The 15,563-nt window shown below is 67.7% G+C and carries 15 protein-coding genes, 1 tRNA gene and 1 pseudogene; 8 read left to right on the top strand and 9 right to left on the bottom strand.

Annotation, left to right across the window (positions count from 1 at the left end; translation table 11 throughout):
* Position 1: 1 nt before the first annotated feature.
* The 4 genes and pseudogenes from marP to nth form a co-directional block, all read right to left on the bottom strand.
* Positions 2–940 (bottom strand): annotated as a pseudogene (gene marP / locus G6N50_RS23125) (acid resistance serine protease MarP); the annotation flags it as partial.
* Positions 941–945: 5 nt separating this feature from the next.
* Positions 946–1,758, bottom strand: a complete 813-nt coding sequence (locus G6N50_RS23120) for an NUDIX hydrolase (protein WP_083100123.1) — start codon at positions 1,756–1,758, stop codon at positions 946–948.
* A 29-nt stretch (positions 1,759–1,787) separates the two neighbouring features.
* Entirely contained in the window at positions 1,788–2,444 is a 657-nt protein-coding gene (locus G6N50_RS23115; protein WP_083100121.1) for a TlpA family protein disulfide reductase, read from the bottom strand.
* 33 nt (positions 2,445–2,477) lie between these two features.
* Entirely contained in the window at positions 2,478–3,158 is a 681-nt protein-coding gene (gene nth / locus G6N50_RS23110) for an endonuclease III (protein ID WP_083100119.1), read from the bottom strand.
* A gap of 173 nt (positions 3,159–3,331) precedes the next feature.
* Between nth and G6N50_RS23105 the strand changes: the two genes are divergently transcribed.
* Together G6N50_RS23105 and crp are read left to right on the top strand one after the other, a co-directional pair.
* On the top strand, positions 3,332–3,727 hold the full coding sequence (locus G6N50_RS23105) for a hypothetical protein (protein ID WP_232068823.1): 396 nt from the start codon (positions 3,332–3,334) through the stop codon (positions 3,725–3,727).
* Positions 3,728–3,832: 105 nt separating this feature from the next.
* The gene (gene crp, locus G6N50_RS23100; RefSeq protein WP_036465140.1) at positions 3,833–4,507 is read left to right on the top strand and encodes a cAMP-activated global transcriptional regulator CRP; all 675 of its coding nucleotides are present in this window, start codon (positions 3,833–3,835) and stop codon (positions 4,505–4,507) included.
* A 237-nt stretch (positions 4,508–4,744) separates the two neighbouring features.
* On the opposite strand, the gene G6N50_RS23095 is transcribed toward crp, so the two are convergent.
* The 3 genes from G6N50_RS23095 to G6N50_RS23085 are packed head-to-tail and all read right to left on the bottom strand — an operon-like array spanning position 4,745 to position 6,181.
* Positions 4,745–5,545, bottom strand: coding sequence for an MBL fold metallo-hydrolase (locus G6N50_RS23095; protein ID WP_083100115.1), 801 nt, complete (start codon positions 5,543–5,545; stop codon positions 4,745–4,747).
* A 5-nt stretch (positions 5,546–5,550) separates the two neighbouring features.
* Positions 5,551–6,006 carry a RidA family protein gene (locus G6N50_RS23090; protein WP_083100113.1) on the bottom strand — a complete coding sequence of 152 codons (456 nt, stop codon included), beginning with the start codon at positions 6,004–6,006 and terminating at the stop codon, positions 5,551–5,553.
* Between the two features lie 13 nt (positions 6,007–6,019).
* Positions 6,020–6,181: a DUF4177 domain-containing protein gene (locus G6N50_RS23085; RefSeq protein ID WP_007772224.1), complete on the bottom strand. Its 162-nt coding sequence runs from the start codon at positions 6,179–6,181 to the stop codon at positions 6,020–6,022.
* Positions 6,182–6,251: 70 nt separating this feature from the next.
* Between G6N50_RS23085 and G6N50_RS23080 the strand changes: the two genes are divergently transcribed.
* Complete coding sequence (locus G6N50_RS23080) at positions 6,252–7,271, top strand: ArsA-related P-loop ATPase (protein WP_083100111.1); 1,020 nt, start codon at positions 6,252–6,254, stop codon at positions 7,269–7,271.
* A complete protein-coding gene (locus tag G6N50_RS23075) occupies positions 7,268–8,425 on the top strand; it encodes an ArsA family ATPase (RefSeq protein WP_083100109.1) in 1,158 nt (385 codons plus the stop codon). The genes G6N50_RS23080 and G6N50_RS23075 overlap by 4 nt, the downstream gene beginning before the upstream one ends.
* Before the next feature lie 131 nt (positions 8,426–8,556).
* On the opposite strand, the gene G6N50_RS23070 is transcribed toward G6N50_RS23075, so the two are convergent.
* Positions 8,557–8,907, bottom strand: coding sequence for a WhiB family transcriptional regulator (locus tag G6N50_RS23070; protein ID WP_083100105.1), 351 nt, complete (start codon positions 8,905–8,907; stop codon positions 8,557–8,559).
* Between the two features lie 351 nt (positions 8,908–9,258).
* On the opposite strand from G6N50_RS23070, the gene ponA2 reads away from it, so the two are divergent.
* From ponA2 to G6N50_RS23050, 4 genes are all read left to right on the top strand, one after another.
* A complete protein-coding gene (gene ponA2 / locus G6N50_RS23065) occupies positions 9,259–11,688 on the top strand; it encodes a transglycosylase/D,D-transpeptidase PonA2 (protein ID WP_083100103.1) in 2,430 nt (809 codons plus the stop codon).
* Between the two features lie 55 nt (positions 11,689–11,743).
* A complete protein-coding gene (locus G6N50_RS23060; protein WP_083100101.1) occupies positions 11,744–12,703 on the top strand; it encodes a metallophosphoesterase in 960 nt (319 codons plus the stop codon).
* Positions 12,700–13,815: an L-cysteine desulfhydrase Cds1 gene (cds1, locus tag G6N50_RS23055; protein ID WP_083100099.1), complete on the top strand. Its 1,116-nt coding sequence runs from the start codon at positions 12,700–12,702 to the stop codon at positions 13,813–13,815. The genes G6N50_RS23060 and cds1 overlap by 4 nt, the downstream gene beginning before the upstream one ends.
* A 61-nt stretch (positions 13,816–13,876) precedes the next feature.
* Positions 13,877–13,950 (top strand) — tRNA-Pro (locus G6N50_RS23050).
* A 315-nt stretch (positions 13,951–14,265) separates the two neighbouring features.
* Here G6N50_RS23050 and G6N50_RS23045 read toward each other — a convergent pair.
* Positions 14,266–15,560 (bottom strand): IS3 family transposase gene (locus G6N50_RS23045; RefSeq protein WP_163650845.1). Its coding sequence is split into 2 segments (ribosomal slippage): positions 14,266–15,287 and positions 15,287–15,560, totalling 1,296 coding nucleotides; the frame shifts between segments, so codons are not numbered across the junction.
* Positions 15,561–15,563 lie beyond the last annotated feature (3 nt).

Here is a 15,563-nt window from a genome sequence, read left to right as displayed (position 1 = left end):
TGATGAGTTCGCGGATCCTGGCCGGGGTCGCGGTGAAGTTCCCGCCGCCCGGATAACCCAGAACCACAACGCTCGCACCGGTTTTCGCGTCGGCCTGGGCAAAAGTCAAAGGGGGCGGAGGCAAGTTGGGGACGGCCAGGATCGCGATGTCGACCGCCGGATCGTAGGACACCACGGTGGCGTCGAGGGGATTGCCGCTGGCGTAGATCTGCACACTGTTGGAACCGGCCACCACGTGCGCATTGGTCATCACCCGGTCCGGTGCGATCACGAATCCGCTGCCCTCCAACACTTTCTGGCAGCTGGGGGCCAGGCTGCGGACCTTGACCACACTGGGCGCGGTGGACTGCACCACCGGATTGGCGGCCAGCTCGGGATCGGGAGAGGCGACCGGAATGACCGGGGTGCGGCTGAACGGCTCCAGCACCGCGGGCAGACCGGAGGTGTTCAGCAGCGCGGAAAGTCGCTTGGGCACCGTCTTGAGCCAGGGCGGCGCCAGCTCGTTGACCTGGGCCAACACTCGCGAACCGCGGACCGCGGCGGCAAGTTCGGGCTGGTCCTTGGACTGGGTCAGCGGCGTCGCCAACAGCCACGCCGCGGTAAGCACCACGACCAGCTGGACCGCCACCCCGATGACAGAGTCGACCGTCCGGATGGAACGGCTGCGGATCGCGCCGCGGACGGCGCGTCCCAGCACCACACCGGCGACCTCGCCGATGACGACCAGCGCGAGGATCAAGAACAGTGCGGCAAACAATTTCGCGCGCGGCGCGGCGATGTGGCTGACCAGGTGGGGTGCCAGCAGCACCCCGGCGATCGCGCCGAGCAGCACGCCGACGAACGACAGCAACGAGCCCAGCGCGCCCGAGCGCCAGCCCGAGATCGCCGCGATGAAGGCGACCGCCAGGACGGCGACATCCAGCCACTGCGACGGGGTCATGGAATTCATCGAGACCCGCCTTCGCCGACCAGCGCCATCGCCGCGTCCAATTCCCGCTCGTCGGTGGTGTCCCACGGCTGGGCCCAGCCGGCGACGTCGAGCAGCGCGGAGATCACCTGGCCAGTGAATCCCCAGACCAGCATCTCGTTGAGCAGAAACGCCGGGCCGGCCCACCGGCGCCCAAGGTCGCCGCGGTAGACCATCAGCCGGTTGGCCGGGTTGATGAAGGCGCGCACCGGAACTCGGGCCACGATCGCCGTTTCGGCCTCATTGACGACGGCCACCGGGCCGGGATCCGGCGAGTAGGCCAGCACCGGGACGACGTGAAACTGCGACGGCGCGATGAACATCCGCTCCATCGTGGCCAGCGGATGCAGCCTGCTGACGTCGATCCCGGTTTCCTCGCGGGCTTCGCGCAGCGCGGTGCCCACCGGTCCGTCGTCGGTGGGATCGGAGGCGCCGCCGGGAAACGCCGCCTGACCGGCGTGGTGGCGAAGGGTCGACGCCCGCACAGTGACCAGCAGGTCGGCGTCGTTGGGGATACCGCCATCGGGTGGCCCGGACTGCGGACCGGAGAACAGCACCAGGACGGCGGCTTCGCGGCCGCCGCCGCGCAGCGTCGTGACCGCCGATGCGGCCGTGCCGGTGATCATCGCCAGCACGTCGGCCGGCAGGCGGCGCCGGGCCGCGTCGGGAACGTCATCGACGTTGTCGACCAGCGGACGCAGCCAGGGTGGGCTGGCGTCAGGCCTCAGCGGAACGGTCCCGCGCGCGGGGGCGGGGTCCCCATTCCGCAGGGGTGAACCCCCAGCACTCACGGCCCCTCCAGTCGGTTCAATTTTTCCGCTTATCCCCTGTCGTTGCCGATCGCAGCCGCGATCTCATCGGCAGTGTTGAAAGCTCGTGGCAGCGTCTGGGCAACGCTACCGTCCGGCCGGAGAACCACCGTCGCGGGCATCACATTTGCCACCCGCAGCGCGGCCGCGACCCGGCGACGACCGTCCTGCAGGGTCGGCAGGCGCACGCCGAGCTCGGCCAGCCGCAGCAGGGCGGCCGTCTCGTTCTCGTCTTGATGCACCGTCACCACCGTCACGTCCGAACCGGCCCGACGTTGATACTCGGCCATGGCGGGCAGTTCGGCGGCGCACGGCGCGCACCAATACGCCCACAGGTTGAGGACGACCCGGCGCCCGGCCACCGCGCGGGCGACGTCGACAACCGAACCGTCGGCGGCGCAATCCGCCGTCACACCGCGCAGCGCCTCGGGGCCCGGACCGCTTCCGGCGCCAGGGCACGGCGGCAGGTTGGCGCGTTGCCGCGGACCCGCCAACGCGGCGGGCGTGTCGGCGTCGCGGTGGTCCCGGCCGGCCGCCGGCCGGCCGCTCGCGGGCGACCCCGTGGTGCTTGAGTCATCGCGCAGCTGGGCGACCAGCGCCGCGATCAGCGTCGCCACCACCGCCAGAATCGCAATGTGCCACCGAGCCTTCCGGGTCAGCGTCGGCATTGCGGTCCCTGTGCGCGTCGGTCGCGGGCTGGCTTACAGGCCGGCCAGGGCGAGCAGGTGCTCGGTTTCCGGGCCCTTCACCAGCGGCGCGGCCAGCGCCGCTTCGGTGGGGCCCAGGCCGAAGGAGGGGCAGTCCTTGGCGATCAGGCAGACACCGCAAGCCGGTTTGCGCGCGTGGCACACCCGGCGGCCGTGGAAGATCACCCGGTGGCTCAACATGGTCCACTCCCCGCGTTCGATGAGCTCACCGACGGAGTGCTCGATCTTGACCGGATCCTTGTCCGCGGTCCAACGCCACCTGTGCACCAGCCGCGCGAAGTGAGTGTCGACGGTGATGCCGGGGATCCCGAACGCGTTGCCCAGGATGACGTTGGCCGTCTTGCGTCCCACTCCGGGCAGCGTGACCAGTTCGGCCATGGTCGACGGCACCTCGCCGTCGAACCGTTCGACGAGGGCCTGCCCCAGGCCGATCAGCGAGGACGCCTTATTGCGGAAAAATCCGGTCGGACGGATGAGGTTTTCCAGCTCGTCGCGGTTGGCCTGCGCGTAATCCAGCGCCGACGGATACCGCTTGAACAGTGCCGGCGTCGTCAGATTGACCCTCTTGTCGGTGCTCTGCGCCGAAAGGATCGTGGCGACGGTCAGTTCCAGCGGCGTGGTGAAGTCCAGCTCGCAGTGTGCGTCCGGAAACGCCTGTGCCAGTGCACGATTCATCCGCCGCGCCCGTCGCACCAAGCCGACTCGGGTTTCTTCGGACCAGCGCCGGGCATCACCGCCGCCGGGCGGGGCCGGAGTCGATTTCGAACGCCCGGACGACTTAGCCGCTGTCACCTACGACAGAGTACTGATTTCGTGATCTCGCTGAGACCCGGTGTTGATTCAAGGCCATGTTTACTCTTCTGGTGTCGTGGTTGCTGGTGGCCGGTGTTCCGGCGCTGCTGATGCTGGCGGCGCTGGGTCTTGGGCGGATCGAGTCCGAGCTGGCCCCGGACACCTTGGCGGTGGCCGACGTCGATGAGTTCCTCGAACGTGCCGGCGGTGTGGACATGCACACGCTGGCGTCCGAAGGCATGCCGGAGGCGCTGGAATACCTGCATCGGCGCGAGATTCAGCAGCTGGCCGAGGCCCCGGCGAACGGGCGCGGCGGCGGGCCGCGTCACGCCGCGCCGTCGTTTGCGATCGGCTTCGTTGACCGCGACGAGCTGACATTGCCAACCCGGATACACGGCCATTCGCACGTCAATCCGCAGTTTAAGGCACCTCGACACGCCAATCGTGTGTAGCGTTGGCACGTTAGACACACTGGCGTACCTCTAGACTCGTCACGCGAGCAAGGGGTTAGCCTGCCCGTATCACACTAATTTTTCTGGGAAAGTTGAAGAGGCAACGTGGACGAGATCCTGGCAAGGGCAGGAATCTTCCAAGGGGTTGAACCCGGCGCAGTCACAGCGCTGACCAAGCAGCTGCAACCCGTCGACTTCCCCCGTGGACACACGGTCTTCGCCGAGGGTGAACCCGGCGATCGGCTGTACATCATCGTCTCGGGGAAGGTGAAGATCGGTCGCCGTTCGCCCGATGGACGCGAGAACCTGCTGACGATCATGGGCCCGTCGGACATGTTCGGCGAATTGTCGATCTTCGACCCGGGCCCGCGGACGTCGAGCGCCACCACCATCACCGAGGTGCGCGCGGTGTCGATGGACCGCGACGCGCTACGGGCCTGGATCGCCGATCGTCCCGAGATCGCCGAGCAGCTGTTGCGGGTGCTGGCCCGACGCCTGCGCCGCACCAACAACAACTTGGCCGACCTCATCTTCACCGACGTGCCCGGCCGGGTGGCCAAGCAGCTGCTGCAGCTTGCGCAGCGGTTCGGCACCCAGGAGGGCGGCGCGATGCGGGTCACCCACGACCTGACGCAGGAAGAAATCGCGCAGCTGGTCGGGGCGTCCCGGGAGACGGTGAACAAGGCGTTGGCCGACTTCGCCCACCGCGGCTGGATCCGCCTGGAGGGCAAGAGCGTGCTGATCTCGGACTCCGAGCGGCTGGCCCGCCGAGCGAGGTAGCTTGACGACGATGCGGGCCGCGTAGCGGACCGAAGAGGAGTCGAGCAATCCGCTCAAGCGCGCGCGAAGCACGGGCGGTCAACTGGTTAGCCCCGTGCCACACCTGTCACATGGGCACCGTCAGGGAACCAATAGGCGACTTCACGACGTGCTAGCGCCGGCGTTAGCGCATTTCAGAAGGACCATGCGTCTCCCGAGCCGGGACTCTTGGGGCAGGAGCGGCCCGCGCGACCAGAGTTACGCCGGCGATGAGCGCAGGTGATTCAGCTGCACCTGCACCGACCACTCGGCGGCATCCCAGAGCTTCTCGTCGACATCGACATAGACGTGTTCAACGATGCGGCGCGCGCCGGCGTCCTCCCCCAGCTCGCGTAACGCCGAACGCACCTGGCCCAGGCGCTCCCGCCGGTGCGCGAGATAGCCCTGCGCGACGCTTTCCAGATCGGGCAGGTCCGGGCCGTGCCCGGGCAACACCGTCCGCCGGCCCAGGCCGCGCAGCCGCCGCAACGATTCCAGGTAGTCGGTCAGGCTGCCGTCCTCCTTGTCGAGGACGGCCGTGCCGCGGCCCAGCACAGTATCGGCGGTCAACACGGCATCGTCGAGCAGGAAGGACAGCGAGTCGGCGGTGTGCCCTGGGGTGGCCATGACCTTGATCTCGAGGCCCGCGGCATGGATCACCTCGCCGTCGGTCAGCTCACCGCCGAGGCCGCGCAGAAAACCACTGCCCGCCGAGCGGACGGTCGCGCCGGTCAGCTCGACCAGCTTGTCGATGCCGTCGGTGTGATCGCTGTGCCGGTGGCTGATCAGGACCAGGGCAATACGGCCCAGCGCGGCGATCCGCGCGATGTGCTCGTCGTCGTCGGGTCCGGGGTCCACGATGACCAGCTCGTCGCTGCGCGGGCCGCGCAACACCCAGGTGTTGGTGCCCTCCAGCGTCAGCAATCCGGGGTTATCGGCCAACAGGACCGACGCGGTCTCGGTGACCGCCCGCAACTTGGCGTATGCGGGATGGGTCAGCGGCTCGGCGGCCTGGGTCACGGGCGTCAGCCGACCTCGACGATCAGCTCCACTTCCACCGGCGCATCCAGTGGCAGCTCGGAAACCCCGACCGCCGAACGCGCGTGCGCGCCCTGCTCGCCGAACACCTCGGCGAACAGCTCGGAGGCCCCGTTGATGACTCCTGGCTGACCGTTGAAACCGGGCGCCGACGCGACGAACCCGACGACCTTCACCACCCGCGTCACCGCGTCGATACCGACCAGCGAGTTGACGGCAGCCAACGCGTTGAGCGCGCAGGTCCGCGCCATCGCCTTGCCCTGGTCCGGGCTGACGTCGGCCCCGACCTTGCCGGTAGCCAACAGCTTTCCGGCCTCCATCGGGAGCTGGCCCGCGGTGTAGACCAGATTGCCGGTGCGCACCGCCGGCACATAGGCGGCCAGCGGCGCAACCACCTCCGGAAGCGCGAGGCCGAGCTGCCCGAGCCGGGCCGAAGCACTCATCGGACCCGACCCCTTACTTGGGGCGCTTCAGATACGCGACGTGCTGCTCGCCGGTCGGACCCTGCAGCACGGACACCAGCTCCCAGCCGTCGGCGCCCCATTGGTCGAGGATCTGTTTGGTGGCATGCGTCAGCAGCGGGACCGTGACGTACTCCCATGCGGTCGGTTGGCTCATGCCGCGAGCTTATCGCTCGCAGGTGAACCGCTCCGGCCAGCCCGAGTCCCGGTCGGGCTAGCATGCGAAGGTGGCAACCACATCGAGCGGCGGAGCTGCCGTCGGCTGGCCGGCGCGCTTGACGAAGGCCCGTTTACATATTGTGACCGGCAAAGGCGGAACGGGGAAGTCGACCATCGCGGCCGCGCTGGCCCTGACCCTGGCCGCCGGGGGCCGCAAGGTCTTGCTCGTGGAAGTCGAGGGCCGCCAAGGGATTGCGCAACTCTTCGATGTGCCCCCCCTGCCGTATCAGGAGGTGAAGATCGCGACCGCCGAACGCGGCGGTCAGGTCAATGCCCTGGCGATCGACATCGAGGCCGCCTTCCTGGAATACCTCGACATGTTCTACAACCTGGGCATCGCGGGCCGGGCGATGCGCCGGATCGGCGCGATCGAGTTCGCGACGACGATCGCGCCGGGTCTTCGTGACGTGCTGCTGACCGGCAAGATCAAGGAGACGGTGATCCGCGTCGACAAGAATCGGCTTCCGGTCTATGACGCGATCGTGGTGGACGCCCCGCCCACCGGGCGGATCGCGCGTTTTCTCGATGTCACCAAAGCCGTGTCCGATCTGGCCAAGGGCGGCCCGGTGCATTCGCAGGCCGACGGCGTGGTGAAGCTGCTGCATTCCGAGCAGACGGCCATTCACTTGGTCACCCTGCTCGAGGCGTTGCCGGTCCAGGAAACGCTGGAAGCGATCGAGGAGCTTGCCGAGATGCAGCTGCCGATCGGCAGTGTGATCGTCAACCGCAACATTCCCTCGTACCTGCAGCCGGCCGATCTGGCGAAGGCCGCGGAGGGAGACGTCGACGCGGATTCGGTGCGAGCCGGACTGGAAAAGTCCGGAATCACCCTGAACGACAAGGACTTCGCGGGCCTGCTGACGGAGACCATCGAGCATGCGACGGTCGTCGCCACGCGCGCCGATATCGCCCAACAGCTCGATGCGCTGAAGGTGTCGCGACTGGAACTACCAGCGATTTCCGACGGGGTCGACCTCGGCAGCCTCTATGAGCTGTCGGAATCACTTGCCCAGCAGGGGGTTCGATGAGCACCACGCCCACACCGCTTGATATGGCCGCGATCCTGGCCGACACAACCAATCGTGTGGTGGTGTGCTGCGGCGCGGGCGGGGTGGGCAAGACCACTACCGCGGCCGCGATCGCGCTGCGCGCCGCCGAATACGGGCGCAATGTCTGCGTGTTGACCATCGACCCGGCCAAGCGGCTGGCCCAGGCACTGGGCGTCAGCGACCTCGGTAACACGCCGCAACGGGTCCCGCTGGCCGCGGAGGTTCCCGGCGAGCTGCACGCGATGATGCTCGACATGCGCCGCACCTTCGACGAGATGGTGGTCCAGTACTCGGGACCCGGTCGCGCACAAGCGATTCTGGACAACCAGTTCTATCAGACCGTCGCCAGTTCACTCGCCGGTACGCAGGAGTACATGGCGATGGAGAAGCTGGGCCAGCTGCTGGCCGAGGATCGCTGGGACCTGGTGGTCGTCGACACCCCGCCGTCGCGCAACGCACTGGACTTTTTGGACGCGCCGAAGCGGCTGGGCAGCTTCATGGACAGCCGATTGTGGCGGCTATTGCTGGCGCCGGGCCGGGGCATCGGCCGGTTGGTCACCGGCGCAATGGGTTTGGCGATGAAGGCGATGTCCACGATCCTGGGTTCACAGATGCTCGGCGATGCCGCAGCGTTCGTGCAGTCGCTGGACGCCACCTTCGGCGGGTTTCGCGAAAAAGCCGATCGCACCTATGCGCTGCTGAAAAGGCGTGGGACGCAGTTCGTTGTGGTGTCGGCGGCCGAGCCCGACGCGCTGCGCGAGGCGGCCTTTTTCGTCGACCGGCTGTCGCAGGAGGGGATGCCGCTCGCGGGGCTGGTTCTGAACCGCACCCATCCGCCGCTGTGCTCCCTGCCGGCCGAGCGCGCGATCGACGGCAGCGAAATGCTGGATCATGATGCCGACTCCGAAGCGGCGTCGCTGGCCTCGGCGGTGTTGAAGATTCACGCCGACCGTGCGCAGACCGCCAAGCGGGAGATCAGATTGCTTTCCCGGTTCACCGGAGCCCATCCGCATGTGCCGGTCATCGGCGTTCCGTCGCTGCCGTTCGATGTCTCGGACTTGGAGGCGCTGCGGGCGCTCGCCGATCAAATCACTTCGGTCGGTGACGAGGCGGGCCGGGCAACGGCCCGCTGAGGAACCGGCCCGTCTGGCCACCTCGGTGACGAGGCGGGCCGGGCAACGGCCCGCTGAGGAACTGGCCCGTCTGGCCACCTCGGTGACGAGGCGACGGGCCCTTGTGCCAGGGGCCCGGTCGAACCGCTGGATCAGCTGACGCTGCGGCCACGCTTCTTGTCGAAGAAGTCCGCCCAGGACACCACCTCGGGGTGCTGCTTGAGCAGGGCGCGGCGCTGCCGCTCGGTCATGCCGCCCCACACCCCGAACTCGACCTTGTTGTCCAGCGCGTCTGCTCCGCATTCCTGCATCACCGGGCAATGCCGGCAGATCACTGCCGCCTTACGCTGGGCCGCTCCGCGGACAAACAGTTCGTCGGGATCGGTGGTCCGGCATAGCGCCCTGGAGACCCAAGCGATCCGTTCTTCGGCATCGACACTGCGAAGTATCCCTTGTGCGGCTGCAATGTTTGTCCTGCGCGCCGCCGGCCGTATTGGTGACACGAACTGTTCCCTTCCCTACCGGCCGCCCGTCACGGCCGCCCTCCTGGGGTGCAGATCCTCACCTAGCGATCTACGCCACACTATGTACATCGGTGTTACCTGAATCTCACCGTGTGTCTAAGTTAGGTGGTCAGGTGCCAATTGCGCAACAGTCCGATAACGCTTTTTTTGGGACGGGCGTGCCGTCTCGTACCGGACGATAGCCGAAAAGTGATCTTGCACACTCCGCTGCACTTCTGACCTGTGACGCGACTGCAAATTCGGGCGGGCCGCCCCCGATCGCGAAACGACGCAATTTTTGAGCGAACGCGCAGCGTGGCGACGTGACTGAGGGCCGCTACTGTAGTAGCCATGTCAGACCGCCCCCCGGCCGCGCTCACGATCCTCAAGCTTGCGGGGCTCTGTTTGTTGGCCAGTGTGGTCGCCACAGCCCTGCTGTTTCCCTTCGCCGGCGGAATAGGCCTGGTGTCCAATCGGGCCTCGGAAGTGGTCACCAACGGCTCGGCCCAGCTGCTCGAGGGCGAGGTGCCGGCCGTGTCGACGATGGTCGACGCCAAGGGCAACACCATCGCCTGGCTGTATTCGCAGCGCCGCTTCGAGGTGCCCAGCGACAAGATCGCCAACACGATGAAGCTGGCGATCGTGTCCATCGAGGACAAGCGGTTCGCCGAACACAACGGGGTCGACTGGAAAGGCACCCTGACCGGGCTGGCCGGCTACGCGCGCGGTGACGTGGACACCCGCGGTGGCTCGACCATCGAGCAGCAGTACATCAAGAACTACCAACTGCTGGTGACCGCGAAAACCGACGCCGAGAAGCGCGCGGCGGTGGAGACCACCCCGGCCCGCAAGCTGCGCGAGATCCGCATGGCGCTGACGCTGGACAAAACCTTCACCAAGCCCGAAATCCTGACCCGGTATCTGAACCTGGTCTCGTTCGGCAACGGGTCGTTCGGCGTGCAGGACGCCGCCCAAACCTACTTCGGCATCAACGCGTCCGACCTGAACTGGCAGCAGGCGGCGCTGCTGGCGGGCATGGTGCAGTCGACCAGTGCGCTCAACCCGTACATCAATCCCGACGGTGCGCTGGCGCGGCGAAACTTGGTGCTGGACACCATGATCGAGAACATCCCGCAGGAGGCCGATGCGCTGCGCGCGGCCAAGGCCACGCCCCTGGGAATCCTGCCGCAGCCCAACGAGCTCCCCCGCGGCTGCATCGCGGCGGGCGATCGCGCCTTCTTCTGCGACTACGTCCAGGAGTACCTCTCCCGGGCCGGGATCAGCAAGGAACAGGTGGCCCGGGGCGGCTACCTGATCAAGACGACGCTGGACCCCGACGTGCAGATCCCGGTCAAGACGGCCATCGACAAATTCGCCAGCCCGACGCTCCCGGGGATCTCGAGCGTGATGAGCGTGATCCAGCCCGGCAAGACGTCGCACAAGGTGATGGCGATGGCCAGCAACCGCACCTACGGGCTCGACGTCGACGCCGGTCAAACCATGCGCCCACAGCCGTTCTCGCTGGTCGGCGACGGTGCGGGGTCCGTCTTCAAGATCTTCACCACGGCCGCGGCCCTGGACATGGGGATGGGCACCAACGCCATCCTCGAGGTGCCCGGCCGCTTCCAGGCGAAGGGCATGGGTAGCGGCGGGGCCAAGGGCTGCCCGAAGGACAACTGGTGCGTGGTCAACGCCGGTAATTACCGCGGGTCGATGAACGTCACCGACGCGTTGGCCACCTCGCCAAACACCGCGTTCGCCAAGCTGATCCAACAGGTCGGCGTGACACGCACGGTCGACATGGCGATCAAGCTCGGGCTGCGGTCCTACGCCGACCCCGGCACGGCCCGCGACTACAACCCCGACAGCAACGAGAGCCTGGCCGACTTCGTCAAACGGCAGAACATCGGCTCGTTCACGTTGGGCCCGATCGAGGTGAACGCGCTGGAGCTGTCCAACGTCGCGGCCACCCTCGCCTCGGGGGGCACCTGGTGCCCACCCAACCCGATCGACAAGCTGGTCGACCGCAAGGGCAACGAGGTCGCCGTGACCACCGAGACCTGCGACCAGGTGGTGCCCGACGGTCTGGCGAACACGCTGGCCAACGCGATGAGCAAGGACGCGTTGGGCGGCGGCACGGCGGCGGGTTCGGCCAGCGCGGCGGGCTGGGACCTGCCGGTGTCCGGCAAGACGGGCACCACCGAGGCGCACCGCTCGTCGGGCTTCGTGGGCTTCACCAACCATTACGCGGCGGCCAACTACATCTACGACGACTCCCCCAACCCCACCGATCTGTGCTCTTCTCCGCTGCGCCACTGCGGCGAGGGCGACCTGTACGGCGGTAATGAACCCGCGCGCACGTGGTTTACCGCGATGAAGCCGATCGCCACCAATTTCGGGCCGGTGCAGTTGCCGCCCACCGACCCTCGCTATGTCGACGGGGCACCCGGGTCCAGGGTGCCCAGCGTGGCCGGCCTGGACATCGACGCGGCACGGCAGCGCATCAAGGAGGCGGGCTTCCAGGTCGCCGACCAGAACAGCTTCGTCAACAGCAGCGCAAAGCAGGGCGAGGTGGTCGGGACAACCCCCAGCGGCGCAACGATTCCGGGGTCGATCATCACCATCCAGGTCAGTAACGGCATCCCGCCCGCGCCGCCGCCGCCACCGGAAGGGGCACCGCCGCCAGTCGGCTCGCAGGTCGTCGAGATTCCAGGGCTGCCGCCGATCACGATTCCGCTGCTGGCGCCCCCGCCGCCCGCGCCCGGTCAGCCACCTCCGTAGACGCCGTAATCCAAGAGATACGCTGCCGGTCCGCGGCCGGCAGTAGGCTGCCAGCATGGCTGATGTTTTGCCCGTCCTGATACGTGCCGGCGCCGCCGCGCTCGGTACGAGCGTCGCCGGCCTCGGTTACGCCGCGGTCATCGAGCGGAACGCGTTCGTCCTGCGCGAGATCACCATGCCCGTGTTGACCCCGGGCTCGACACCGCTGCGCGTGCTGCATATCAGCGATCTCCACATGACGCCCGGCCAACGCCGCAAACAGGCGTGGCTGCGCGAGTTGGCCGGCTGGGAACCGGACCTGGTGGTCAACACCGGCGACAACCTGGCCCACCCGAAGGCCGTGCCGTCGGTCATCCAGGCCCTGGGCGATCTGCTGTCGCGGCCGGGTGTGTTCGTGTTCGGTAGCAACGACTACTTCGCGCCGCGCCTGAAGAACCCGCTGAACTACGTGACCAACCCGTCGCACCGGGTCCGCGGCGAGCCGCTGCCCTGGCAGGACCTGCGGGCGGCGTTCACCGAGCGCGGCTGGCTCGACCTCACCCACACCCGGCGCGAGTTCGAGGTGGCGGGCCTGCACGTCGCCGCCGCGGGCGTGGACGACCCGCACATCGACCGGGACCGCTACGAAACCATCGCGGGCCCGGCGAGCCCGGCGGCGAATCTGCGGCTGGGACTGACACATTCGCCCGAGCCCCGGGTGCTGGACCGCTTCGCCGCCGACGGCTATCAGCTGGTGATGGCCGGTCACACCCACGGCGGTCAGGTGTGCCTGCCGTTCTACGGCGCACTGGTCACCAACTGCGGGCTGGACCGCTCTCGCGCCAAGGGGCCGTCCCGCTGGGGCGCGCACATGCGGTTGCATGTCTCCGCCGGGATGGGAACCTCGCCGTTCGCGCCGGTGCGATTCTGCTGCCGGCCGGAGGCGACCCTGTTGACCTTGATCGCGACCCCGATGGGCGACCGTGACGCGGCCAGTGACCTGAGCCGTTCGCAGCCAACAGCTTCGGTGCGTTGACCGGCCAGACCCGGATTGCGGTGCGCAGCCGCTCACGGTGCTGGACAGACAACGCGATCCGGCTGATTCAGGCCGACGCCCGCCGTAGCGCCGACACGCATCTGCTTCGCTATCCGCTGCCCGCGGCGTGGTGCGCGGGCGGCCCCGACGCTCAGGTCGCGCTGTACCTCAAGGACGAGACCACGCACATCACCGGCAGTCTCAAACACCGGTTGGCCCGGTCGTTGTTCCTCTACGCGCTGTGCAACGGCTGGATCGACGAGGGCACGACGGTGGTCGAGGCGTCGTCGGGTTCGACGGCGGTGTCGGAGGCCTATTTCGCGGCCCTGCTGGGCCTGCCGTTCGTCGCCGTGATGCCGGCGGCGACGAGCACGTCGAAGGTGGCGCTGATCGAAGCCCACGGCGGCCGTTGCCATTTCGTGCAAAGCTCCAGCGAGGTCTACGCCGAGGCCGAGCGGGTCGCCCGCGAAACCGGGGGGCACTACCTGGACCAGTTCACCAACGCCGAACGAGCGACCGACTGGCGGGGCAACAACAACATCGCCGAGTCGATCTTCGAGCAGATGGGCGACGAGGAACACCCCGTCCCGGAATGGATCGTGGTCGGGGCGGGCACCGGCGGAACCAGCGCCACGATCGGGCGCTACATCCGCTATCGGCGGCACGCCACCCGGTTATGCGTCGTCGACCCGGAGAACTCCGCGTTCTTCCCCGCCTACGCCGAGGACCGCGACGACATCGTGATGCCCACCTCGTCGCGCATCGAGGGCATCGGCCGGCCGCGGGTGGAGCCGTCGTTCCTGCCCGGCGTGGTCGACCGGATGGTGGCGGTGCCGGACGCGGCGTCGATCGCGGCCGCCCGGCATGTCAGCGCGGTGCTGGGACGGCGGGTGGGGCCGTCGACGGGCACCAACCTGTGGGGCGCTTTCGGCCTGCTCGCCGAGATGGTCGCCGAGGGCCGCAGCGGCTCGGTGGTCACGCTGCTCGCCGACAGCGGCGACCGCTACCGGGACACCTACTTCAGCGACGAGTGGGTCGCCGCGCAGGGGCTCGATCCGGCCGGCCCGGCCGAGGCGCTGGTGGAGTTCGAGCGATCCTGCTCCTGGAAGTGACCCGGCGCACCGCGGTTTGGCCACCCCATGCCCCGGTGCGATAGGCTGTCGAAGCTTCAAGCGGGGTGTGGCGCAGCTTGGTAGCGCGCTTCGTTCGGGACGAAGAGGCCGTGGGTTCGAATCCCGCCACCCCGACTCGTAGAGCCTGGTAACAGGCTCACGGAAGACATTAGGCAGTTTGCGGCAGCGTACTCGGTACGTTTTTCCCATCAGTTTCACTGTCGTTGTTGGCAGTTGAGGGTTCCAGCGCCGCCGTGCGGTGCTGGTCCAGCACATCAGCCAGTGCATCCAGGTCGGAGTCAAACAGGTCAGCGTATGTCCGCAGTGTAAGGCTCGGGTCTTCGTGACCGAGCATCCTCGCGAGCGCAAGAACGTTCCCACCCGCCGACACCGCCAAGCTGGCGGCTGTGAACCGCCCCGGAATGTCCGGAGACTGAAGCATCCCGGGTTTCATGCACCCTCGGGGTTCTGTGAGCCGGCCGGTTGGTCGGTCACGTGTTGGGAATAGTACTGGGCTTCGGCTTCGGCGGGTGGGACTCGGCCGAGGCGGTGCATGAGGCGCTGCTGGTTGTACCAGGCGACGTAGTCGGCGGTGATGTACTCGACGTCACCGACCGTGGTGAGCGGCCCGCGACGGAACGGGGAATCAGGCCGGATGCACTCAGTCTTGTAGAGTCCGATCGTGGTCTCGGCCAGAGCATTGTCATAGGCATCGCCGACACTGCCGACCGAGGGTCGGATGCCCGAAAGGGCAAGTGTTTCACCGAATCTCACGCTGGTGTACTGCGATCCTGCGTCGCTGTGGTGGATGGCGTCCTCGATCGGGTGACCCTGACGCGACCGCAATGCGACGGCCTGACGGATCGCCGATTCGACGAACTGGGTCTGCTTGGAGGCGCAGGCCTCCCATCCCACGATCGCCCCGGCGTAGGCGTCGATGACGAATGCGACGTAGACGAACACCCCCGTGACGAGCTTGACGTAGGTGAAGTCCGCAACGAGCAGCTGGTTGGGTGCGCCCACCCCGAACTGGCGATCCACCAGATCCGGTGGCCTCACCGCCGCCGGGTCGGCGATCGTGGTGCGCACGGCCTTCTGGCGGCGTACGCCCTGCCACCCGTTTCGGCGCATCAGGCGTTCCACCGTGGACTTCGCCACCGGGATGCCTTTGCGCTGCAGATGTGCCCACATCTTCACCGACCCGTACAGCGACTCGGGCTTGCGCCGGCCGTGCTCATCGGGTTCGTAGTAGCCGGCCAAGACCTCGCTGATGGTGGCGTCCCACAGGGCTCGCTTCGACGGTGCCCGCTTGACCCAGGCGTAGAAGGTGCGTGGGGCGATCGGCACACCGTGCTCGGTGAGCACGCGGCAGATCGGAGCGACCCCGAAGCGGTGCCTGTGTTTGGCGATGAACTCGCAGACCGAACTGGTCAGCGGCGGTTGCGCGGGTCGCTCTCCCGCACGAAGAAAGACGTTGCCGCCTTGAGGATTTCGATCGTCTGCTCGAGCTCGGCGTTGCGCCGCTTGAGGGCGCGGATCTCAGCGGCCGCCGCCGAGGAGACACCGTCACGATCACCGTCGTCGACCTGCTGCTGACGGATCCAACTACGCAGCGTCTCGGCCGTCATCCCCAACCGCTTGGACACCGCCGTGATCGCCGCCCACTCACTTGGGTAGTCAGCACGGTGCTCCAACACCAGACGGACCGCCTTGGCCCGCGTCTGCGGGTCGTACTTGCTCGGCATGAC

This window comes from Mycobacterium mantenii (assembly GCF_010731775.1).
Classification (GTDB): Bacteria; Actinomycetota; Actinomycetes; order Mycobacteriales; family Mycobacteriaceae; genus Mycobacterium; species Mycobacterium mantenii.
The sequence above is the reverse complement of the archived record's forward strand: the minus strand, read 5'-3'. Positions and strand labels throughout refer to the sequence as shown.